This is a genomic window from Amycolatopsis sp. cmx-11-32, from assembly GCF_047608695.1.
GTDB lineage: Bacteria > Actinomycetota > Actinomycetes > Mycobacteriales > Pseudonocardiaceae > Amycolatopsis.
In genome coordinates this window covers 730,036-751,559 of record NZ_JADNQN010000001.1, presented here as the reverse complement: position 1 = coordinate 751,559, position 21,524 = coordinate 730,036, and the positions used below count along the sequence as shown (strand labels likewise).

General features: G+C 69.2%; 22 protein-coding genes. 18 read left to right on the top strand and 4 right to left on the bottom strand.

The window, feature by feature from the left end:
* Positions 1 to 7: 7 nt before the first annotated feature.
* Positions 8 to 805 (bottom strand): class I SAM-dependent methyltransferase, encoded by a 798-nt coding sequence (locus ACM6LR_RS03740; protein ID WP_414936109.1) that lies wholly within the window; start codon positions 803 to 805, stop codon positions 8 to 10.
* Positions 787 to 1,284, bottom strand: coding sequence for a DUF2505 domain-containing protein (locus ACM6LR_RS03735; protein WP_414936108.1), 498 nt, complete (start codon positions 1,282 to 1,284; stop codon positions 787 to 789). The genes ACM6LR_RS03740 and ACM6LR_RS03735 overlap by 19 nt, the downstream gene beginning before the upstream one ends.
* Positions 1,285 to 1,310: 26 nt before the next feature.
* Here ACM6LR_RS03735 and ACM6LR_RS03730 point away from each other — a divergent pair, with 26 nt between their 5' ends.
* The 7 genes from ACM6LR_RS03730 to ACM6LR_RS03700 all read left to right on the top strand — a co-directional run bounded on the left by ACM6LR_RS03730 (position 1,311) and on the right by ACM6LR_RS03700 (position 9,039).
* Complete coding sequence (locus tag ACM6LR_RS03730) at positions 1,311 to 2,375, top strand: UDP-N-acetylmuramate dehydrogenase (RefSeq protein ID WP_414936107.1); 1,065 nt, start codon at positions 1,311 to 1,313, stop codon at positions 2,373 to 2,375.
* Positions 2,376 to 2,640: 265 nt separating this feature from the next.
* Positions 2,641 to 3,819 carry a L,D-transpeptidase gene (locus tag ACM6LR_RS03725; protein WP_414936106.1) on the top strand — a complete coding sequence of 393 codons (1,179 nt, stop codon included), beginning with the start codon at positions 2,641 to 2,643 and terminating at the stop codon, positions 3,817 to 3,819.
* 235 nt (positions 3,820 to 4,054) lie between these two features.
* Positions 4,055 to 4,867: an alpha/beta fold hydrolase gene (locus tag ACM6LR_RS03720; RefSeq protein ID WP_414936105.1), complete on the top strand. Its 813-nt coding sequence runs from the start codon at positions 4,055 to 4,057 to the stop codon at positions 4,865 to 4,867.
* 21 nt (positions 4,868 to 4,888) lie between these two features.
* Entirely contained in the window at positions 4,889 to 6,193 is a 1,305-nt protein-coding gene (mshA, locus tag ACM6LR_RS03715) for a D-inositol-3-phosphate glycosyltransferase (protein WP_414936104.1), read from the top strand.
* Positions 6,190 to 6,705, top strand: a complete 516-nt coding sequence (locus tag ACM6LR_RS03710) for a YbjN domain-containing protein (protein ID WP_414936103.1) — start codon at positions 6,190 to 6,192, stop codon at positions 6,703 to 6,705. The genes mshA and ACM6LR_RS03710 overlap by 4 nt, the downstream gene beginning before the upstream one ends.
* Before the next feature lie 67 nt (positions 6,706 to 6,772).
* Positions 6,773 to 7,684: a DUF4349 domain-containing protein gene (locus ACM6LR_RS03705; protein ID WP_414936102.1), complete on the top strand. Its 912-nt coding sequence runs from the start codon at positions 6,773 to 6,775 to the stop codon at positions 7,682 to 7,684.
* Between the two features lie 605 nt (positions 7,685 to 8,289).
* A complete protein-coding gene (locus ACM6LR_RS03700; RefSeq protein ID WP_414936101.1) occupies positions 8,290 to 9,039 on the top strand; it encodes a phosphoglyceromutase in 750 nt (249 codons plus the stop codon).
* Between the two features lie 69 nt (positions 9,040 to 9,108).
* Here ACM6LR_RS03700 and ACM6LR_RS03695 read toward each other — a convergent pair whose 3' ends face one another.
* Together ACM6LR_RS03695 and ACM6LR_RS03690 are read right to left on the bottom strand one after the other, a co-directional pair.
* Positions 9,109 to 10,002: a hypothetical protein gene (locus tag ACM6LR_RS03695; protein WP_414943143.1), complete on the bottom strand. Its 894-nt coding sequence runs from the start codon at positions 10,000 to 10,002 to the stop codon at positions 9,109 to 9,111.
* Positions 10,003 to 10,022: 20 nt separating this feature from the next.
* Positions 10,023 to 10,670, bottom strand: coding sequence for a DNA-binding response regulator (locus ACM6LR_RS03690; protein WP_125788663.1), 648 nt, complete (start codon positions 10,668 to 10,670; stop codon positions 10,023 to 10,025).
* A gap of 291 nt (positions 10,671 to 10,961) precedes the next feature.
* Between ACM6LR_RS03690 and ACM6LR_RS03685 the strand changes: the two genes are divergently transcribed.
* The 11 genes from ACM6LR_RS03685 to ACM6LR_RS03635 all read left to right on the top strand — a co-directional run bounded on the left by ACM6LR_RS03685 (position 10,962) and on the right by ACM6LR_RS03635 (position 21,520).
* Complete coding sequence (locus tag ACM6LR_RS03685; RefSeq protein WP_414936099.1) at positions 10,962 to 12,194, top strand: sensor histidine kinase; 1,233 nt, start codon at positions 10,962 to 10,964, stop codon at positions 12,192 to 12,194.
* On the top strand, positions 12,191 to 12,880 hold the full coding sequence (locus tag ACM6LR_RS03680; protein ID WP_414936098.1) for a response regulator: 690 nt from the start codon (positions 12,191 to 12,193) through the stop codon (positions 12,878 to 12,880). The genes ACM6LR_RS03685 and ACM6LR_RS03680 overlap by 4 nt, the downstream gene beginning before the upstream one ends.
* A gap of 150 nt (positions 12,881 to 13,030) precedes the next feature.
* Positions 13,031 to 14,020, top strand: coding sequence for a hypothetical protein (locus ACM6LR_RS03675; protein ID WP_414936097.1), 990 nt, complete (start codon positions 13,031 to 13,033; stop codon positions 14,018 to 14,020).
* Positions 14,021 to 14,125: 105 nt separating this feature from the next.
* Positions 14,126 to 15,706 carry a hypothetical protein gene (locus ACM6LR_RS03670; protein ID WP_414936096.1) on the top strand — a complete coding sequence of 527 codons (1,581 nt, stop codon included), beginning with the start codon at positions 14,126 to 14,128 and terminating at the stop codon, positions 15,704 to 15,706.
* 22 nt (positions 15,707 to 15,728) lie between these two features.
* The gene (locus ACM6LR_RS03665) at positions 15,729 to 16,526 is read left to right on the top strand and encodes a sugar phosphate isomerase/epimerase family protein (protein ID WP_414936095.1); all 798 of its coding nucleotides are present in this window, start codon (positions 15,729 to 15,731) and stop codon (positions 16,524 to 16,526) included.
* A 141-nt stretch (positions 16,527 to 16,667) separates the two neighbouring features.
* Entirely contained in the window at positions 16,668 to 17,498 is an 831-nt protein-coding gene (locus tag ACM6LR_RS03660; RefSeq protein WP_414936094.1) for a thioesterase family protein, read from the top strand.
* 101 nt (positions 17,499 to 17,599) lie between these two features.
* The gene (proC, locus tag ACM6LR_RS03655) at positions 17,600 to 18,409 is read left to right on the top strand and encodes a pyrroline-5-carboxylate reductase (protein WP_414936093.1); all 810 of its coding nucleotides are present in this window, start codon (positions 17,600 to 17,602) and stop codon (positions 18,407 to 18,409) included.
* Between the two features lie 213 nt (positions 18,410 to 18,622).
* The gene (locus ACM6LR_RS03650) at positions 18,623 to 18,838 is read left to right on the top strand and encodes a helix-turn-helix domain-containing protein (protein ID WP_414936092.1); all 216 of its coding nucleotides are present in this window, start codon (positions 18,623 to 18,625) and stop codon (positions 18,836 to 18,838) included.
* A 145-nt stretch (positions 18,839 to 18,983) separates the two neighbouring features.
* A complete protein-coding gene (locus ACM6LR_RS03645) occupies positions 18,984 to 19,085 on the top strand; it encodes a 30S ribosomal protein bS22 (RefSeq protein ID WP_007030867.1) in 102 nt (33 codons plus the stop codon).
* A gap of 285 nt (positions 19,086 to 19,370) precedes the next feature.
* Positions 19,371 to 20,420 carry an NAD-dependent epimerase/dehydratase family protein gene (locus ACM6LR_RS03640; protein ID WP_414943142.1) on the top strand — a complete coding sequence of 350 codons (1,050 nt, stop codon included), beginning with the start codon at positions 19,371 to 19,373 and terminating at the stop codon, positions 20,418 to 20,420.
* Positions 20,417 to 21,520, top strand: a complete 1,104-nt coding sequence (locus ACM6LR_RS03635) for a lysophospholipid acyltransferase family protein (protein ID WP_414936090.1) — start codon at positions 20,417 to 20,419, stop codon at positions 21,518 to 21,520. The genes ACM6LR_RS03640 and ACM6LR_RS03635 overlap by 4 nt, the downstream gene beginning before the upstream one ends.
* Positions 21,521 to 21,524: the final 4 nt, after the last annotated feature.

The following is a 21,524-nucleotide window of genomic DNA, read 5'->3' as shown; positions in this document are numbered from 1 at the left end:
TGAATTCCTAGCCGGGCGCCACGGCGGACCAGGGGACGGTGAGTTCGCCGAGCCGCCACCGCGACGGCCGGTTCAGCACCGGCCAGCCCCGGGCGGTGAGCAGATGCACGGTATGCGCCCAGCGGGCACGGGCGCCGAAGTTCTGGTGCGGTGCCGCCGTCGCCCAGCAGATGTCCAGAGTAGACAGTAGGTCATGGACGCGTTCGCCGGGAACGTTGCGGTGGATGAGGATCTTGGGCAGGCGTTCGGCCACTGTGGACGGACGTTCCAGGCTGGCGAGGTGTACTGACAAGGTCAGCGCGTGCGGGCCGTCGTGCCCGACGGCGACCCAGGTGCTCAGCCGTCCGATCTCGTCACAGGTGCCCTCGACCAGGAGCCCGTCCGGCGCCATCGCGTCCAGCATCCGCGACCAGGCCCCCGAAACCTCGGCCTCGTCGTACTGCCGCAGCACGTTGAACGCGCGCACCAGCACCGGCCGCGTCCCGGCGAGCTCGAAGCCGCCGCGCCGGAAGTCCAGCCACGGCCGGTCGACGGCGGATTGCGCGACGGCGACCCGTTCGGCGTCCAGTTCCAGGCCGAGCACGCGGACGCCGCGCCGGACCGAGCGCAGCCGGCGTGCCATCTCCACCGTGGTCACCGGTGAGGCGCCGTAGCCGAGGTCGACCACGAGCGGTTCGTCCGCGCGGCGCAGCAGCCGCGTCACGGCCGGGTCGCTCGCGAGCCACCGGTCCACGCGGCGGAGCCGGTTGGGGTTGGTCGTCCCGCGTGTCGGTGCCCCGACCGGTTTCAGTGCTCGGCCAGCCACTTCGCGACGAATTCCGCCTCGCGTTCCAGCAGTTTGGTGACTTGTTCGGCGATCACGGTCTCCAGCTTCCCGCCGACGAACGGGAGCCGCACCTTGACCTGGCCGCTGTTGACCAGCGTCGTCTGTTCGCCTTCGCCGGTCAGCGACGTCTTCGCGGTGATCTCACCGGGCACGCTTTGCACGGACGCCGTCGCGTTGCCGGTGTATCCGGCTCCGGAGGACCGCCAGGTCTGCTCGCGCTCGACGACGAGGTCGCCCCGGTGCAGTGTCCGGACGGCGGACGGGAGCTTGTCCGAGCTGATGCCCTGACGCAGCCTGTAGCGCACCCCGTCCTCGGCCGGGACGTACTCCAGCAGCTCCGCGTTGTCGCCGCCGATCTGCTCCAGCCGGGCACGCAGCGCGGCTTCGCTCGCCACCGCGTCCCATGCGCTCGCGAGGTCGGCGGCGAAGGCTGTGCGGTGCTCGATACGGGATGCCATGGCGCCAGACAGTACCGTTCATGGGCGTGAGCACTGCCGAAACTCCCACTCAGCACGCCGCCCTCGCCGAGCACACCACGCTGCGGCTCGGTGGCCCGGCGCGGCGCTACGCCGAAGCGACGACGGCGCGGGCCCTGGTCGACGCGGTCCGCGAGGCCGACGACGCGGGCGAGCCGGTCCTGCTGCTCGGCGGCGGTTCGAACCTCGTCGTCGCCGATGAAGGCTTCGAGGGTGTGTTGCTGAAGGTCGGCAACACCGGCTGGACACGTGACGGAGATCTCGTCGAGGTCGCGGCGGGGCAGAACTGGGACGGTTTCGTCGAGGGCCTGGTCGCCGAAGGCGCCGGCGGACTGGAATGTCTCTCCGGCATCCCCGGTTCGGTCGGCGCGACGCCGATCCAGAACGTCGGCGCGTACGGCTGCGAGGTGGCCGAGTCACTCGTCTCGGTCGATCTCTACGACCGCGCCGCCCGCGAGACCCGCACGTTGACCGCCGAGGAACTCGGCTTCGGCTACCGCACGTCGATCCTGAAGGGGACTGACGCGGGCGTCGTGCTCACGGTGCGCTTCAAGGTCACCGATGACGGCTTGTCGGCCCCGATCCGCTACGCCGAACTCGCCCGCACGCTCGGCGTCGAGATCGGTGACCGAGTCCCGGCGGCCGAAGCACGCGAAGCAGTCCTCGGGCTGCGTCGCGGCAAGGGCATGGTGCTGGACGCGGACGACCACGACACGTGGAGCGCGGGCTCCTTCTTCACCAACCCGATCATCGGGGAGGCGCAGGTCGGGAAGGTACTGGCGGGGATCGTGGACGTCGTCGGCGAGGACGTGCGCGTGCCGCGATACCCGGCGCCCGGCGGCACGAAGCTGTCCGCGGCGTGGCTGATCGAGCGGGCAGGGTTCGTAAAGGGGCACGAGGGGCCGGGTGGCCGGGTGTCGCTGTCGACGAAGCACACGCTGGCGCTCACGAACCGAGGTAAGGCGTCCACGGCGGATCTTCTCGCGCTGGCCCGCGAAGTGCGCGACGGCGTCGAGGCTCGCTTCGGCGTCTCGCTGCACCCAGAACCCCTGCTCATCAACTGCGCACTCTGACCCCTCCCGCGTTTAGTCCTCTAGTTGCGGTAGTTGCACACGCAACGACCGCAACTAGAGGACTAAACGCGGGGACCGGGGTACCCGCCGGGCGAAGGCCAGGCGTTTCGGTATGCAAACCGGAGAAACGCGAACAACCCCACGCCACCCCTGCGCGTCTATCCCCGTGAGGGGCGAGGGTGAGTTCCGTCGCCGCGGGTAACGTCGGAGAGGTCCTCAGCGCTGAGCGGGTAGAAGCTCGCGGGGGGCCAATGGGAGGTTGACGGTGATCGAACGGCGCACGGTGTTCAAGGCCGCGCTCGCCGCGGGTGCGGCCATGCTGGCCGCTGCCTGCTCCAGCGAAGCGGGCGGCAACGCCAAGGCGGAGGGCAGCGGTGGCGAAGGAGAGGCCTCGGCGCCGCCGGTCGCCAAGATCACCGCCGAACCCGCCGTCGACGCCAAGGACGCCTCCGTGGTGACGCCGGTCGTGGTCAAGGTCGCCGACGGCAAGCTCACCGAGGTCAAGGTCACCGGGGATGCGGGCAAGGACGTCAAGGGCGAGCTTTCCCCAGACGGGCTCACCTGGACCGCTTCCGAGGTACTCGGCTACGGCAAGACGTACACGTACGCCGCGAAGGCCACCGGCAGCGACAACAAGCAGGCCGAGCTCAAAGGCACCTTCACCACGGTCAAGCCCGCCAAGGAGGTTCGCGCCACGCTGAACCCGGCCGACGACGCCGAGGTCGGCGTCGCGATGCCGATCAGCGTGAAGTTCGCGTCCCCGGTCAAGGACAAGGCCGCCGTCGAGAAGGCGCTCAAGGTGACGACCGACAAGGACGTCGAAGGCTCCTGGGGCTGGCTGTCGGAGGTGCAGGTCGACTGGCGGCCCAAGGAGTACTGGCCCGCCAACATCACGGTCAACGTCGAGGCGAAGCTCTACGGCGTCGCGCTCGGCGGTGGCGCGTACGGCAAGGCCGACGTCACGACGAAGTTCAAGATCGGCCGCAACCAGGTGGTCAAGGTCAACACCCCGGACCACACGATGAAGGTCTACCGCGGCGGTTCGGAGTCGGCGAGCTACCCGTGCTCGAACGGGCTCGACGGCGACGTCCAGCGCAACACCCCCAACGGCACGTTCATCGTGATGACCAAGGAGCCGACGGCCCGCTTCGACAACGCGCGCTACGGCTACACCAACGTCAACAAGAAGTGGGCCTGCCGGATCTCGAACAACGGCGAATACATCCACGAGAACCAGGACAACGCTTCGAACATCGGCAAGGCCAACACCTCGCACGGCTGCGTGAACCTGCTCGAGGCTGACGCGAAGAAGTACTTCGACTCGGCGATGATCGGCGACCCGGTCGAGATCACCGGCTCGAAACTGAGCAGCCCGATCAAATCGGACGTCAAGAACTGGTTCTACGACTGGAAGTCCTGGAAGGCCCTGTCGGCGATCAAGTAGTCCTTCGGTCTCTTGAGTGGCAAGGACGGTTCGACTCTCTGATGGCCACTTACGACCGCGCTGACCCGCGCGGTGTCGCCGCCCTGGTCGCTGGGGCCGGCCGTAGTGACTGGTGGTCTTACCGAGGCCGGAGACGGTGTTCACGGACCAGCACCCAGCGTAGGTGCCTGAAATACGCCCGGCTCCAACCGTCCTTGGCACTCACGAGCATCGCGCGGGCCCATAAAGTGCGGGTATGAAGACCGAGGTAGTCGGCTACGGCGGAACGCGGATCGGCCTGTGGGTCGAAGGCGCCGAGAACACCCGTCCGATCGTGTTCGTGCACGGCTGGGCCCAGTCCGCCAAGGCCTGGGCGCCCCAGATGGCCGATCCCGCGCTCTCCGAGCGGTTTCGCCTGGTCGCGATGGATCTGCGTGGTCACGGGGATTCCGAGGTCCCTTCGGCGGGTTACGACGACCCACGGGTCTGGGCCGAAGACCTCGCTTCCGTGCTCGACTTCGCCGGTGACGACGCGATCGTCGTCGGCTGGTCCTACGGCGGGCTCGTCATCACCGACTTCCTTCGAGTGCACGGTTCCGCACGGCTCGGTGGTGTCGTGCTGGTGGGCGCGATCACAGAAATCGGCAAGAACCGGCCCGGCGGCAAGGTCGGCCCCGCGATGCGTGAGGCCATCCCGGCGGTGCTGTCGGACGATCCGGCGGTCGCGATCCCCGCGTTGGTGCAGTTCAGCGCGCGGATGACCGCCTCGCCGGTGTCCGGGACACTGACCCAATCGCTGCTCGGCGCCTGCCTCTCGACACCGCCTTCGGTGCGCTCCGCGCTGTTCCGGCGCGACGTCGGTAGCGAGGACGTTCTTCGCGATCTGGACAAACCGACACTGATCGTCCATGGTCTCGCGGACGCTGTGATCGATCCGACTTGCGCGGAATACGCGGCCGGGAAGATTCAGGGGGCTGTCCTGCGTTGGTTACCTGAGGTGGGGCATCTGCCGTTCGCCGAAGCAGCGGACGAGTTCGGTGATCTGCTGCGCGGGTTCGCCGATCAGTAGGACTTCAGGAGTGTTGACCAGGTGACGTTCCCTCTGCACGGGTTCGATGCCGCGCCAAGGCGCGTCGCGGTGCTGTCGTTGCACACCTCTCCGCTGGAACAGCCGGGTACCGGCGACGCCGGCGGGATGAACGTCTACGTGAGCCAGACGGCCACCGAGATGGCCCGCCGCGGCGTCGAGGTCGAGGTGTTCACGCGGGCGACGTCCTCGGACCAGCCCCCGGTCGCCGAACTGGCGCCCGGCGTCCTGGTGCGGCACATCCCGGCCGGGCCGTTCGAGCCGCTGGGACGCGACGAGCTGCCGGCGCAGCTGTGCGCGTTCACCGCCGGGGTGCTGCGGGCGGAGGCGTTCCACGAACCGGGCTACTACGACCTCATCCATTCGCATTACTGGCTCTCCGGCCAGGCGGGCTGGCTCGCCCGTGACCGCTGGGGGGTACCGCTGGTGCACACCGCGCACACCCTGGCCAAGGTCAAGAACGCCGCGCTGGCCGAGGGTGACACCCCCGAGCCACGCACCCGCGTGATCGGCGAAGAGCAGGTCGTCACCGAGGCGGACTGCCTGGTCGCGAACACCCGCGTCGAAGCCCGCGAGCTGATCGAGCTGTACGACGCCGACCCGCACGCCGTGCACGCCATCCCGCCGGGGGTCGACCTGGATCGCTTCACGCCGGGTTCGCGCCCGGCGGCGCGCCGGGCGCTGGGCCTGCCGCAGGACGCGATCGTGCTGGCCTTCGCGGGCCGGATCCAGCCACTGAAGGCACCGGACGTCCTCCTGCTGGCCGCGGCCGAAATGCTGCGCGAGCGGCCGGAGCTGGCGGCACGGCTGGTCGTGCTGATCGTCGGCGGTCCGTCCGGGACCGGGCTGGAGCAGCCGCAGGCCCTGCGCGAACTCGCCGTCTCCCTCGGCATCGAGGAGCAGACCCGGTTCATGCCGCCGCAGCCCGGCCGATCGCTGGTCAACGTCTACCGCGCGGCCGACGTCGTCGCCGTGCCGAGCTACAACGAGTCGTTCGGACTGGTCGCGCTCGAGGCGCAGGCCTGCGGGACACCGGTGATCGCGGCCGAGGTCGGCGGGTTGCCGGTCGCGGTCCCGCACGGCGTTTCCGGGCTGCTGGTGCCTTCGCACGATCCGAAGGAGTGGGCCGGCGCGCTCGCGAACGTCGCGTTGCGGCCCGGCTGGCGTGCCGAACTTTCGGCCAACGCCGTCGTCCACGCGCAGCGCTTTTCCTGGCGCCGTACGACGGACCGGTTGCTGGACACGTACGCTCAGGCGACCGGCGCGTTCCGGCGTGCCCTCGAACAGCGCGCGGAGGTGGCGGTTTGACGCTCGACGAGACCTTGCGGTCCTCTTTGGACAACGCGGGCCTGGAGTACGACAGGCGTGGCGAGGGCAGGTACTTCGTCACGCTGCCCGGTACCAAGAAGTTGCAGACGAATTGCTGGCTGGTCGCCGGGGATCACGCGTTCTCCGTCGAGGCCTTCGTCTGCCGCCGTCCCGATGAGTCCCATGAGGACGTTTACCGATTTCTGTTGCGCCGCAACGCGAAACTGTACGGCGTGCACTACACGGTCGACGCCATCGGCGACATCTACCTGGTCGGCCGGTTCGGTCTGGACACGGTGACCGAGTCCGAATTGGACAAGATCCTCGGGCAGGTGCTGGAGGCCGCCGACGGCGATTTCAACACGCTGCTCGAACTCGGGTTCGCCGAGTCGATCAAACGCGAATGGGACTGGCGGGTGTCGCGCGGCGAGTCGCTGGCGAACCTGCAGGCGTTCAAGCACCTCGTCGAGCCCGCGAACGGACACGAGCCCGGAGCCTTGACCGACTCGTGACCCGAACGGTGCAACGGCACTGAAGTCCGCTCCGTCTCTTTCCGCAGCACTGGAGGGAGAAGGACTTATGCGCAAGCGAGTGAGATGGATCGCCGCCGCCGGCATCGTGCTGGCACTGGCGGGCTGCTCGGCGAACGATTCCGGCGGCGAATCCGCCGCGATGCCGATGTCGTCCGACGGAAAGCAGGCGGTGCCGAACCAAGGCGCGCCGAATCAGGACAAAGGCGGCAAGGCAGGGCAGGAGAAGGCGCCGGTGCCCGCCGGGCAGCCGGGGGTCACCGACCGCAAACTGGTGCGCACGGCGAGCATGGAGCTCACCACGCCGAACGTGGCCGACCTGATCTCGCAGGTCCGCGTCATCACGCAGGGCGCCGCCGGCTACACCGGGCAGGAGAGCACCCAGGAGAAGCGGGCGACGATCAGTGTCGTCGTCCCCTCCGAACGCCTCGACGGTGTGCTGGACCAGTTGGGGAAGCTGGGAAAGCTGGTCCGGCGAGAGGCCACCGCGACGGACGTGACCGAGCAGCTCGTCGATGTCGACTCCCGGCTCGCCACCCAGCGGGCGAGCGTCGAGCGCATCCGCGCGTTGCTCGCGAGGGCGACGTCGGTCGCGGAGATCACTTCGGTCGAGAGTGAGCTGACGAACCGTGAAGCCGAACTCGAATCGCTTCAGAAGCGTCGCGAGAGCCTCGCCGGAAGTGTCGCCATGTCGACTATTTCCCTGCAGGTGAAGGCCGAGGAAGTCGTGGTCGCGGAAGAGTCCCGCAACGGGTTCCTCGACGGGCTGGCAGGCGGCTGGGACGCGTTCCTGACTTTCGGAGGCGGCCTGCTAGTCGTGCTCGGGGCGATGGCGCCGTTCCTGCTCGTCTTCGGTATTCCCGCGGTCGCGCTGGTGTGGTGGCTGCGCAAGCGGCGCCGTCCGGCGGCGCCCGCGATGGCGACGGCGTCGGATCTGCCGTCCGCACCACCGCTGGACTGAGGTATCCAAGGCGCCGGTGAAGGCAGGATCGCGGCCCGTGAAGGACTCCTTGAGGGACCCAGAGTCCCTCAAGGAGTCCTTCACGGACTCGGAACACTCGGCAGGTCGCCCCAGTGGTCCACCAGTCACCACGGTGGCGTGGGAAGGACCCTTCCGGCGGGCAAGCCCGCGCGGGCCCGGGAAAGACTAGGCGGGACGGCTCGAGGGAGGGGGGAGTCGCGATCTCGAGCCGCCCCGCTGAAGTTCCCGCCAAGGTGGACCCGGTGACGAGGGGGATGCCAACGGGGCCGGCGGGCGCCGCGACTCGGCAGGGGGGAGACGAGTCGCGGTCGTCGCCCGCGGCGAGCCGGGGAGTGCGTGGAATCCGGCCGCGCGGGACTTAGTCAAACTGTCAGATCTCCACCTGTAATCACAAGACTACTGGTTACTCCGTTAGAGTGAAATTCGAAAACCGGGATAACGGAGTGCAGCCTGATTTCCGGAGATCGGGACTTGTTGGCAACCCGTCTTCTGGACGGGTGAAGGTGTTACTCGCAGGTAATGCACTCTCCGTAGATCCCGGCCCTCTGACCGGCGCTTCCGCCTGCTCTGGCAGGCTGAACCCCATGGCTGAGCTTGGGACTCTGGTGCTGCTGCGTCACGGGCAGAGCACGTGGAACGCCGAAAACCTGTTCACCGGCTGGGTGGACGTGCCGCTGTCGGAGCAGGGCGAGCAGGAGGCGCGCAAGGGCGGGCGGCTGCTCGCCGAGTCCGGCCTGCTGCCGGACGTCCTCCACACGTCGCTGATGCGCCGGGCGATCTCGACCGCCAACCTGGCGCTCGACGCCGCCGACCGGCACTGGATCCCGGTGAGGCGCGACTGGCGCCTCAATGAGCGGCACTACGGCGCGCTGCAGGGCAAGAACAAGAAGCAGACCCTGGACGAGTTCGGTGAGGAGCAGTTCATGCTCTGGCGCCGCTCGTACGACACCCCGCCGCCCCCGATCGACCCGGCCGACGAGTTCAGCCAGGCGGGCGACGCGCGTTACGCCGACCTCGGCGACTCCGCCCCGCTGACCGAATGCCTCAAGGACGTCGTCGCGCGGCTGCTGCCGTATTGGGAGTCCGCGATCGTGCCGGATCTGCGCGCGGGCAAGACCGTGCTGGTCGCCGCGCACGGCAACTCGCTGCGGGCGCTGGTGAAGCACCTCGACGGCATCTCCGACGACGCCATCGCCGGGCTCAACATCCCGACCGGCATCCCGCTGCGCTACGACCTCACCGAGGACCTCAAGCCGGTCACCGCCGGCGGTACTTATCTCGACCCGGAAGCCGCCAAGAAAGCCGCGGCCGCCGTGGCGAACCAGGGCCGCTGACCTCTCGCAATTCGTCCTCTAGTTGCGGTAGTTCGCTCTCGAATCACCGCAACCAGAGGACGAATTGCGTCAGGGGAGGGGCTGGACCGTCTCGACACCGGCGGCCTTCCAGCCCTCCGGCAGGTGCCGCAGGCGCAGGACGATCGGCAGGTACTTCTTCGTCACCTGGCCCACCGCGTCCGTGACGTTCGTCGCCGCGTAAAGCAGCACACTCGCCTTGTCGTCCACGACCTCCATGACCGCGGCGACGGGGTTCGGCGCCATCGACGACTTCGTGCCCGCGGCCCGGATCTGGCTCACCTGAGTCGCTTTGCCTTGCTGGAACTGCGTCAGCAGCTGTCCGGTCGAGACGGACTCGTAGCGGGCGAAGCTGCCTTCGGGATCGGCCGGATTCACGCTCAACAGGACCTCCGCGACACGCAGAGCGCCGTCGCGCGCGGAGTCCCGCACTCTCGCGATCACTCGGTCTCCCACGCCCGGTTTCTCCGGGGCGAGCGGCGACCCTGCCGGGTTCACCTTGACCTCGCCGATCCGCCAGCGGTCGCCCTCGCGCACGACCGCGAGCAGCACCGAAGCGAGGCCTTTGCTGGTGGTGCCCGCCCGGCTGCTGCTCTGGTCCAGCACGGTCAGCACCTGCGCCTTGTCCGCCGTCTGCTCGACGGCCGCCGAGACGATCACCCGCGTCACCAGCTTGATCGGCTCCGCCGAGTTCCGGACCTCGGCCAGCAGCTTCGCGATCTCTTCGCGCGCCGCGGGCGTCAGGTTCTCGGTGGTCGCCTTCTCATAGGCGGGCAGGGCCGTGCTGTCGTAGGAGAACACCGCTTCGACGGCTTTCTTGACCGACGTCAGCACCGAAGCCGTGCCCGCCGGGTTCACCAGCGCGAGGTTCGAGGGCGGGCTCGCGGGTTCGGGGCTGGCGGTGCCGGAGACGGTGGTGGTGCAGCCCGCGAGCACGAGCAGCACGGCGAATCCCGCCCAGCGCCTCACAGGAGGCCGAGCTCTCTCGCCCGCGCGTCGACCTGGAGCCGCGAAGTCACGCCGAGCGCGACCAGCAGTTCCGAGACGCGCCGCTGATAGGTGCGCACACCCATGCCGAGGCTCTTCGCGGCCTTATCGTCCTTGCAGCCGGTGGTCAGGAACTCGAGGATCTGCGGTGCCTCCATCCGGATGTCGGCGAACCGCGCGTCGAAGGTCTCCAGTGTGGCGGCCGCCTGCCAGGCGGTTTCGAACAGGGACAGGATGCCCTGGACCAGCTCCGGGCGCGAGATGACGCTGTAGGAGCGCACTGCCTTGCCCTCGTCGCCCGCCATGATCGCGACCCGCTCGTCGAGCAGGATCGTCTCGTTGATCTCCTCGGTCCCGATCCGGATCTGCGCGCCGAGACCGGAGAGGTGGTGCAGGTGCCGCGCGGTCTGCTCGTTCAGCAGGACACCGGGGCGGTACAGCTTGCGGATCCGCTTGTCGCGCACCAGCCGCTCGCCCTGCCGGGTGAGCGACGGCCGGGAAAGCGCCCAGGTGTACAGATCGTCGGCCGCGCACGCGATGTCGGTCGCCGCGACGAACAGATGAGCCGTCCGGTCGAACAGCTCTTCTTCTCCGCGAATCAGGGAGATGTCACTGACGAGTTCCACCGCGACAGTCTTCCAACATTCCCCGGCCGCCGTGACGGGAACATCGCTTTTCCCGGCGCGCGGGCGACGCGGGTGGCGGAGAGTCGCGACGAAAGTAGGGATCCGGACGCGAGCCGCCACCGGTGTCCCCGGTTCGGGTGATCCGCCTCACCCAGGAGATCTCGACATGGGATCGGTCACATGAACGGCGCCTGACCTGCAGGCGAACAGGGTGTCCCCAGGTGTCATAGGCATCACGAGTACGCGGCCGGGACTAGGCCAAAAGACTACCCACGCCCTTACGATCCCCTTGTGACCACGCCTGTTGCACTCGCCCTTGCCGTCGGCGGACTGATCGTCGGTGTGGTCGTCGGCTTCCTGATCGCGAGGGGCCGCGCCCGCCGCGAGGAACGGCGCCCGACCGGACCCACCGTCGCCGAACTGCTCGAACGCCTCGTGCGGTCCAGCAACAACGGTGTCGTCGTCCTCAACAAGTTCGGGGACATGGTCCTGCACAACCCGCGCGCCTACGAGCTGGGACTGGTGAAGGTCAACCAGGCCGATCCGCGGGCCCGCAAAGCCGCCGAGCAGGTGGTCGAGACCGACGACCCGATGGAGATCGACCTGTCCCCGGTGGAGGCGAGGGGCCGCCAGCCCGAAGCCGTCCTCGGCGAGGTCCGCCCGCTCGGCGACGGGTTCACCGTGGTCGAGGCCGTCGACCACTCCGAGGCCATCCGCCTCGAAGCCGTCCGGCGGGACTTCGTCGCGAACGTCAGTCACGAACTCAAGACCCCGGTCGGTGCGATCGCGTTGCTCACCGAGGCCGTGCTCGACGCCGCGGAGGACACCGAGGAGGTCCGCCGCTTCGGCGGCAAGATCCTCCGCGAGTCGACCCGGCTCGGCCAGCTCGTCACCGAACTGATCGCGCTGTCGCGGCTGCAGGGCGCCGAGCGGCTGCCCGATCTGAACGTGGTCGAGGTCGACGCCGTCGTCCGCGAAGCACTCGGCCGGACGACACTGTCGGCGGAATCCGCCGAAATCACCATCACCACCGATTCGGCCAGCGGGCTGCTCATCGAGGGCGACCGGACGCTGATGGTCACCGCTCTGTCGAACCTGCTGGAGAACGCCGTCGCGTACTCACCGGCGGGCAGCCCGGTGTCGATCAGCAGGCGGCTGGTCGACGGGAAGGTCGAGATCGCGGTGACCGATCGCGGCATCGGCATCGCCGAGGACGAGCAGCAGCGTGTCTTCGAGCGGTTCTTCCGCTCGGACAAGGCGCGGTCGCGGTCGACCGGCGGCACCGGGCTCGGCCTGGCGATCGTCAAGCACGTGGCCGCCAACCACGGTGGTTCGGTCGGCCTCTGGAGCCGTCCGGGCACCGGGTCGACGTTCACCCTGCGGATCCCCGCGCACATCGGTGCCGAGCCGGCCGCGACCGCGAAACAGGCTCCGCCGGCATCCCGGCCGGAGAAGACCCCCGAGCGGACACCCCGTCTCGTGGCAACAGGGCAAGAAAGCCCCGACCATGGAGGAAACCTGTGACGAGGGTTCTCATCGTCGAGGACGAAGAGTCGTTCGCCGACCCGCTCGCGTTCTTGCTGCGCAAGGAGGGCTTCACCGCCGCCGTGGCCGGAACGGGGCAGCAGGCGCTCGAGGAATTCGACCGCAACGGCGCCGACATCGTCCTGCTCGATCTCATGCTCCCCGGAATGAGCGGGACGGACGTCTGCAAGCAGCTCCGGCAGCGCTCCGCCGTGCCGGTGATCATGGTGACCGCGCGCGACAGCGAGATCGACAAGGTCGTCGGACTGGAACTGGGCGCCGACGACTACGTCACCAAGCCGTACTCGGCCCGCGAGCTCATCGCGCGGGTGCGGGCGGTGCTGCGCCGCGGCGGTGAGCCGGGCTCCGAAGGCGAGCTGGCGCCGCTGGTGCTGACCGCCGGGCCGGTGCGGATGGACGTCGAGCGGCACGTGGTGACCGTCGACGGCCAGGAGGTCTCCTTGCCGCTGAAGGAGTTCGACCTGCTCGAGTACCTGCTGCGCAACGTGGGCCGCGTGCTCACCCGCGGGCAGCTGATCGACCGGGTGTGGGGCGCGGACTACGTCGGCGACACCAAGACGCTCGACGTCCACGTGAAGCGCCTGCGGTCGAAGATCGAACCGGACCCTGGATCGCCTCGGCACCTGGTCACGGTGCGTGGGCTCGGCTACAAGTTCGAGACGTGAGCTGAAGGGGACTTTCCCCGCATAAGACGCGGTGAAGGGCGCTCTCCCCGCATCCCATGCGGGGAAAGTCCCCTTCAGCCCCGCCCGTTGCGATACAGATCACGGTTACGGTTTCGTGACCTGACGTGCGGGCGGGTACCGTAGACGCTCGTGCGCCTTGGGGTACTCGACGTCGGTTCCAACACCGTCCACCTGCTCGTGGTCGACGCCCACCGTGGCGCCCACCCGACCCCGATGCATTCCGAAAAGGCCGTCCTCCGGCTCGCCGAGCAGATCACCCGCAACGGTGACCTGAGCCGCGCGGGCGCGGACAGCCTCGTGCAGGCGGTCGAATCGGCGAAGGCGGCGGCCCTGCGCCTCGGTTGCGAAGAGGTCATGGCGTTCGCGACCTCGGCGGTCCGCGAGGCCAAGAACGCCCCGAAGGTGCTGGCGAAGGTCCATGACGAAACCGGTGTGGAGCTGAAGGTGCTTTCCGGTGTCGACGAGTCCCGGCTCACCTTCCTCGCCGTCCGCCGCTGGTTCGGGTGGTCGGCGGGCAAGCTGCTGGTGCTCGACATCGGCGGCGGCTCCCTGGAGGTCGCGATGGGCCGTGACGAGGAGCCCGAACTGGCCGAGTCCCTCCCGTTGGGCGCGGGCCGGACCACCCGGACGCGGTTCCAGCACGACCCGCCGACCCGCTCCGAGCTCATCGCGACTTCGGCGTGGCTCGAAGAACAGCTCGCCCCACTCGCGAAGAAGGTCGCCAAATTGGGTGAACCCGATCGTGTCGTGGCGACGTCGAAGACGTTCCGGTCACTCGCCAGGCTGACCGGAGCGGCGCCGTCGGCGAGTGGGCCGCACGCGCGCCGTACCCTGACCGACACCGCGTTGCGCCAGCTCATCGCGTTCATCTCCCGGATGACCGCCCATGACCTGGCACAACTCGAGGGGGTCAGCGCGAGCAGGTCGCATCAGCTGGTGGCGGGCGCGCTCGTCGCACAAGCCACCATGCGGGCGCTTTCCCTGGAAGAACTGGAGATCTGTCCGTGGGCACTGCGAGAAGGTGTCATCCTGCGACGGCTGGACCATTCGAATGGTGCGGACGAGACTGGGGGCGGCAGCGCCCGATTGGACTTCGTCGAAGGAGAACGGGCACGGTGAAGAGGTGACGGAAACGCGGATGACGGTGGATAGCGCGCGCGACGCCGCCGATGCCCCGTCGCGTGCCGGTTCACAACGGCTGGAGCGCGCATTGGACAACACGGTATGACGGACGAAACACAGAGCGGCCCGCCCCAGAAGACCGTGGCGGAGCTGCTCGCGCAGCACGGAGCCCAGCCGGAAGGCGGGCGCCGCAGGCGACGCCGCGCGGCCGACGACGACGAGGACGAGGCTCCCGAGCCGCCACGCGGCCGCCGCGCGCCCTCGGTGAGTGACACCGCGCCGCAGGCGATCATCGACAGGGTGTCCGGCGACACCCCTCCGCCGCCGTCGCGACCGCCACGCCGTTCGCGCCCCCAGGACTCGGGCGCGCGCCCCGTTCCGCCGCCGCAGCAGGATTCCGCGCCGCTGCCGGTGCCGCCGGACGTCGCGTCCACCCCGACCAGGCAGACACCGCCGGTGCGCTCGCCGAAGCCAGGCCAGCCGCCGCAGGAATCCGGGCAGTTCGCACGCCCCGCTCCGCCGCAGCAGTCCGGCCAGTTCGTCCGGCCGACTCCGCCGCCGGAGCAGAGCGGCTACCAGCAGCGTCCGCCGCAGCAGTCCGGCCAGTTCGTCCGGCCGACTCCGCCGCAGGAACAGTCCGGCTACCAGCAGCGTCCGCCGGATTCCGAAGGCCTGCCCCCCCGCGGCCGTTCGCGGCCCGCGGACCCGGAGGAGACCCGCGGCGCGGTGCCGCCGGTCCGCCGTCGCCCCGAGCCGCCCGCCGGACCCCCGTCCACGGGACTTTCGGCGAGACTCGACGGCGGGGCGGACGCTCCGCCCGAGGACGTCCAGGAAGCGCCGGGGCCGATGGCCAGCGGCGCGTTCGCGACCCCGCCCGCGCAGCCGGCGCGGCGCCGCCGTCCGCCCGCTCGTCCCGCCCAGCCCAAGGGCGAGCCGAGCACCGAGCAGTTCGCCGCGGTCGGCGACGACACCGAATCCGAAGCACCCGCGCCCGTCGAGCCCGCGGTGCCGCCCGCCGGGCTCGCCGGATGGCGCAAGCGCAGGCAGAAGGTGCAGTCCGAGGACACCGAGATCGGCGGGATCCCGCCGGTACCGCCCCCGGTCGCGCCCGTCGAACCGGACACCGACCCCGAACCGGACCCATTCGGCGCCGGGCCGTCCATCATGGAGTCTTCCCACCCGCCCCATCCCGCTCCGATGCCGTTCGTGCCACCGCATTCGCTCGACGACCGCGACCGCCGGTCGGACGACCTCGACGAGTACGAGCGCGAGTTCGCCGACCCGGCGTACCCCGACGGCGGTCCGGACTTCGCACGCGACGACTACGGCTACCGCTCCGACGAGTACGAAGACGACTACGACGAGCAGGACGCGGACGTCGTCGAAGAGGCCGAGCCCGAGGAGCCTGCCGAGAACGCTTCGCCGGGGAAGCAGTGGCTGGCGCTCGCCGGTCAGCTCGCGCTCGGCGTGGTCGGCGGCGCCGGGGTCTGGCTGGGCTTCAACTGGCTGTGGGTGAACATCCCCGCCGCCGCGCTGGTCGCCGCGCTGCTGGTGATCGTCGCGCTGGTGTGGATCGTCCGCAAGATCCGCCGGGCGGACGACCTGCAGACCACGGTGCTCGCGGTGCTGGTCGGGCTGGTGGTGACGGTCTCACCGGCCGCACTCCTCCTGGTCGCGCGTTAGCGGCTTCGTGAAGGATGCCGGAATGGCAGCTCGCATTCCGGTGGGTGTCTCGACCGCGTCCGTCTGGCCGTTGAAGGCGGGCGTGGCCTTCGAGATGGCCGCCGACCTCGGCTACGACGGCGTCGAGGTGATGATCTGGGCCGACCCGGTCAGCCAGGACGTCTCCGCGCTGCGCCGCTGGTCGCGCCGCACCGGCGTGCCGGTGCTGTCGATCCACTCGCCGTCGCTGCTGATCACTCAGCGCGTGTGGTCGCCGGATCCCGAGGTGCGCCTGCGGATGTCCGTGGACGCGGCGCTGGAACTGGGCGCGCGCACGGTCGTGGTGCATCCACCGTTCCGGTGGCAGCGCCGCTACGGCGACACGTTCGGGGACCTCGTCGACGAACTCGAAGAAGAGAGCGGCATCGAGGTCGCCGTCGAGAACATGTTCAAGGTCCGCCCGCCCGGTGGCTCGCGGACGTCGCGCGTGTCGGCCTTCCGGCCCTCGATCGACCCTACGGACGTAGGGTTTCGCCACTACACGCTCGACCTGTCCCATACAGCGGCAGCCGGTATGGACGCCCTCGCGCTCGCCGAACGGATGGGAAAAGGGCTCACGCACGTCCATCTGGCGGACGGCACGGGCCTCCCGAAGGACGAGCACCTGGTGCCCGGACGCGGGATCGAGCCTTGCGCCGAACTTCTCGAAAAGCTCGTGAACAGCGATTTTTCCGGGCAGGTCGTGCTGGAGATCAACACCCGCCGCTCGCCGGGCGCGGCACAGCGGTCGAGAGATCTCGCGGAGTCACTCTTGTTCGCGAGGCTTCACCTCGGTCAGTGACAAAGATCGTCCCCAGGTGCGGAGATTCATTCCTCCCTGCGCTCGAGGCGCTGGTACACGTAAAGTTCCGACCGTGAACCAGCTGCGTTTGTTGATCTCCCGCACCCCGATGGATCGGCTCGTGGCCTGGGTCAGTGCTCGGTGAGCGCGGCTGACGACACGAGCACCTCCTTCGACGCGGCATGTGCGACGCGCTCACTGGGTGACGGCACGTTCACAGCGGTACTGCGCACGGAATGGTCGATCGGCGGGCATCCGCACGGCGGCTTCCTGATGGCACTGATGGCGCGGACCGCTCTCTCGCTCCTTCATGAACGCGGCGAGCCGCCGTCCGAGCCGCTGGCGATCAGCGCGGAGTTCCTGCACCCGCCCGCGGTGGGGCCGGTGCTGCTGCGCACCGACGTCCGGAAGGTCGGAAGGCGCGCCTCGGTCGTCGCGGTCCTGCTGGAGCAGCGGGGCCGCAGCTGCGTCGAGGCCAGGGTGACCACCGGACGGCTGCCGATGCGGCGTCCGGAGTGGACCGGCGTCCCGACCATGCCCGCGGAGCCCCCGCCCGGCGCGGTGCCCGTCACCGGTGAGACGTCCGAAGGGATGTTCAACCTGGCGCAGGGCTGCGAGGTCCGGCTGGATCCGGCGAGCGCCGGCTACCTGCACGGCCGGATCGGCGACCCGCCGAAGATGCGGCTGTGGGTCCGGCCGCGGCACGGTCCGCCGGATCCGTTCTTCGCCCTGCTCGCGGGGGACGTGAACCCGCCGGTGGTCTACAACCTCGGTCGCGTCGGCTGGTCGCCGACCGTCCAGCTGACCGCGTTGCTGCGCACCCGGCCGGCGCCGGGCTGGCTGCGGGTGATCGTGCAGGCCCACTCGGTGCACGAGGCCTGGTTCGACTCGGACGCAACCGTGGTGGACTCGCAGGGCAGGCTGGTCTGCCAGGCGCGTCAGCTGGCGCTTGCCCCGGCGCCCGGGGGCTGACGGCGGTTTGGCACGCTGAACCGCATGAGCGAGCTTGCGAGCGGATCAGTGACACAGTGCCCGCTCATGCGCCGTGAAGTGACCCGGTACGAGGAGCAGGCATGAGTGTGATCGCGGTTCTGGGTGCCGGAAAGATCGGGGAGGCCCTGCTCTCGGGCCTGCTGCATGGCGGCCACAGCCCCGGCGACCTGCTGTTCACCGAGCGGTATCCGGTGCGCGCGGCCGAGCTGACGGAGCGCTACGGCGTGCGGGGGGTCACCGTCGCCGACGCCGCGCGCCAAGCCGACGTGCTGGTCGTCGCGGTCAAACCGCAGGACATCGACCCGGTTCTCGCCGACCTCGCGCCGCTGCTCGGCAGGGAGTCGCTGGTCGTCTCGCTGTGCGCGGGCCTGCCGACCGCCCTGTACGAGCGCAGGCTGGCCGACGGCGTCCCGGTGGTGCGGGTCATGCCGAACACCCCGATGCTCGTCGGAGAGGCGATGAGCGCGGTTTCCGCGGGTGCGTACGCGACCGCCGAACACATCGCGCTGGTGAAGGACCTGCTTTCGCACGTCGGACAGGTCGTCGAGGTGCCGGAGTCGCAGCAGGACGCCGTCACGGCGCTGTCCGGGTCTGGGCCCGCGTACTTCTTCTACCTGGTCGAGGCCATGATCGACGCCGGGATCCTGCTCGGCCTGCCCCGCGCGCTCGCCGGGCAGCTGATCATCCAGTCGGCGGTCGGGGCGGCGAAGATGCTCGCGGAGTCCGACGAGCACCCGGTACTGCTGCGCGAAGCCGTCACTTCACCCGCCGGAACGACCATCAACGCCATCCGCGAACTCGAGAAGCACGGCGTCCGCGCGGCGCTGCTGGCCGCCATCGAGGCCGCGAAGGAGCGCTCGACCGAACTGGGCGCCGCTCACGAGAGCTGAAGGGGACTTTCCCCGCATAGGAAGCGGTGAAGGACGCTTTCGCTGCTTAAGACGCGGCGAAAGGGTCCTTCAGCTCCTGGATACAGGCCCATCTCGGTGACTCGCGTCGCTTTAGTCACACGTGTCCCGCTACTCTCAAGAGAGCACGTGCGTGTCGATACCACAGGTGGGGAAGCCGCGTGGCGCGACACGTGTCGAAGGGCACGGTGATTCATGCCGTCGAACAAGAAGGATGATCTGCCCTCAGTGGGTCAGGTCCAGTTCCTGACGGTCGCCGAGGTGGCCACGCTGATGCGGGTCTCCAAGATGACCGTCTACCGCCTGGTTCACTCGGGCGAGTTGCCTGCGGTGCGCGTGGGGAAGTCGTTCAGAGTGCCCGAAAAGGCCGTTCACGAGTATCTGCGGGGCGCGTACTTCGACGTGGGCTGAGGCCCGCTTCGCGGGGCACAGTATGCCCGCCGGAGAGCGTCTTCCGGGGCGCGAGTACCCTGGAAGACCGCTCGTGCCTGTGCGCTCCACCCGTTGGACGCTGCGCCGGGCAGCGTGACCGACGACGAAGGAAGGAGCGCTCACGATGGGCTCTGTGATCAAGAAGCGCCGTAAGCGCATGTCGAAGAAGAAGCACCGCAAGTTGCTGCGCCGGACGCGAGTTCAGCGTAGGAAGGCCGGCAAGTAAGACACAGCCGGTGAGTGGCCCGTCCAGTTTCTGGGCGGGCCACTCCCATTTAGTGGACGTCGTCCGCCCATTCGAGTGAGCCGTGCCTCCCCTCTGCGAGCGCCCGGTTAATAGCATGTAAGCGCTGAGTCGACTACCCCTAATGAGCGGTAACATCTCAAGGGCAGCCGCGCGATGCTTCCAGTGAGTGCGGGTTCGCGCACGCTCGGTAGATCAAGTTCGCGCTCGAGGTCGTCAGGACTCCGTGATCGAGTCCGAGAACCGACCAAAGCCGCAGGGAGTCCTATGCCGTCGAACATCGTGCTCGTGACCGGGGTCGGGGGAGACCTTGGCGGGAAACTGCTCGGCAGACTCGGCAACAATCCGGAGTTCGAGCGGGTGATCGGCGTGGACACCACGCCTCCGCAGAAGTCGGTACTGCAGCGCATGGGCCGCGCCGAATACATCCGCGCGGACATTCGTAACCCGCTGATCGCCAAGGTGATCAGCACGGCCGAGGTCGACACCGTCGTGCACGCCTCGTGCACCGTGCATCCGGCCGGGCCCGCTCGCCGCACGGCGATCAAAGAGCTCAACGTCATCGGCACGATGCGGCTGCTGGCGGCCTGCCAGCGCTCGCCGCTCGTGCGCAAGCTCGTGGTGAAGTCGACGGCCGCGGTCTACGGCGCGGGAGCGCGTTCGCAGGCGGTCTTCACCGAGGATTCCGAGCTCATCCCCACTTCGACCAGCGGATACGCCAAGGACGCCGTCGAAATGGAGGGGTACGTGCGCGGGCTCATGCGCCGCCGTCCCGACATCACGACGACGCTGTTCCGGTTCGCCAACATCATCAGCCCCGAGATCGACACCGTGCTCTCGCGCTACTTCGCGCTGCCGGTGGTCCCGACCGTCTTCGGCTACGACGCGCGGATCCAGCTGCTGCACGCTTCGGACGCTTTGGCCGTCTTCGAGCAGGCGACGCTGGAAGACAAGTCCGGCGTGTTCAACGTCGGCTCGGAAGGGGTACTCACCCTGTCACAGGCGATCCGGCGAGCCGGCCGGGTCCAACTGCCGATGCCCAGCGGTGTCGTGCCGTCGATCGGCAAGGTCCTACGGGGAGCCCGCGTGGTCGACTTCTCCGCCGACCAGGTGCGGCTGTTGAACTTCGGCCGGGTCGTGGACATCGCGAAGCTCAAGAAGGACTTCGGCTACACGCCACGGTGGACGACGCGCGAGGCGTTCGACGACTACATCACCGGCCGCGGGCTCAGGCCCGTGGTGGACGGCGGCAGGCTGGCCGGATTCGCCGGCAAGGTCCTGGTGGCCGCGGCCACCGGGCAGGCGGGGCACCGGTGAGCAGGCCACACGAGAACGACCCCCGAAACTCTCACGAAGGCGAGGCGAAAGACGTGAGCGGCGCTGAAGCGCAGGTCATCCCGTTGCGCGGCCCCGGCAGAGAGAAACCGGACCGGGCGGCTCAGGCGGAGCGGGATCTTCGCGAGTCCGAAGAGGCGCGAGTACAGCTGGAACGGGAGCGCCGGGCGGACGCGCCCGTCGTCGAGTTCCCCGGCTCGGCGCGGGTCTCGCCCGCCCGGACCCGCCCGGCCGACACGGACCTCCTCCCGGCCTCGCTCCGGACGGCGCTGGGGTTCCTGCGGGACCGGCTGACCGGTGACTACACCGTCGACGAGTTCGGCTTCGACGCCGAGCTCACCGAGACCTTGCTGCTGCCGCCGCTGCGCGCGCTGTTCGAGAAGTGGTTCCGCGTCGACACCTTCGGCGTCGAGAACCTGCCCGCCGACGGCGGCGCGCTGCTCGTGTCGAACCACTCCGGAACCTTGCCGCTCGACGCGCTGATGACCGCCGTCGCCGTGCACGATTACGTCCCCGGTGGCAGGCACCTGCGCGGCCTCGGCGCGGACCTGGTGTTCCAGGTACCGCTCGTCGGCTCCTTCGCCCGCAAGTCCGGGCAGACGCTCGCCTGCAACGCCGACGCGGAACGCCTGCTGCGCAAGGGAGAACTCGTCGGCGTCTGGCCGGAAGGGTTCAAGGGCATCGGGAAACCGTTCTCGTCGCGGTACAAGCTGCAGCGGTTCGGCCGCGGCGGTTTCGTTTCCGCGGCGCTGCGGACCGGAGTGCCGATCATTCCCGTGTCGGTCATCGGCGCGGAGGAAATCTACCCGAAGGTCGGCGACCTCAAGCTGCTCGCGCGGCTGCTCGGCCTGCCGTACTTCCCGGTGACGCCGTTCTTCCCGCTGCTCGGCCCGCTCGGCGCGATCCCGCTGCCGACGAAGTGGAGCATCGAGTTCGGCGAGCCCATCCGCACGGACACCTACGACGCGGACGCCGTGGACGACCCGATGCTGGTGTTCACGCTGACCGACCAGGTGCGGGAGTCTATCCAGCAGTCGCTGTACAAACGCCTTTCGCAGCGGAAGAGCGTCTTCAGGGGCTGACCCC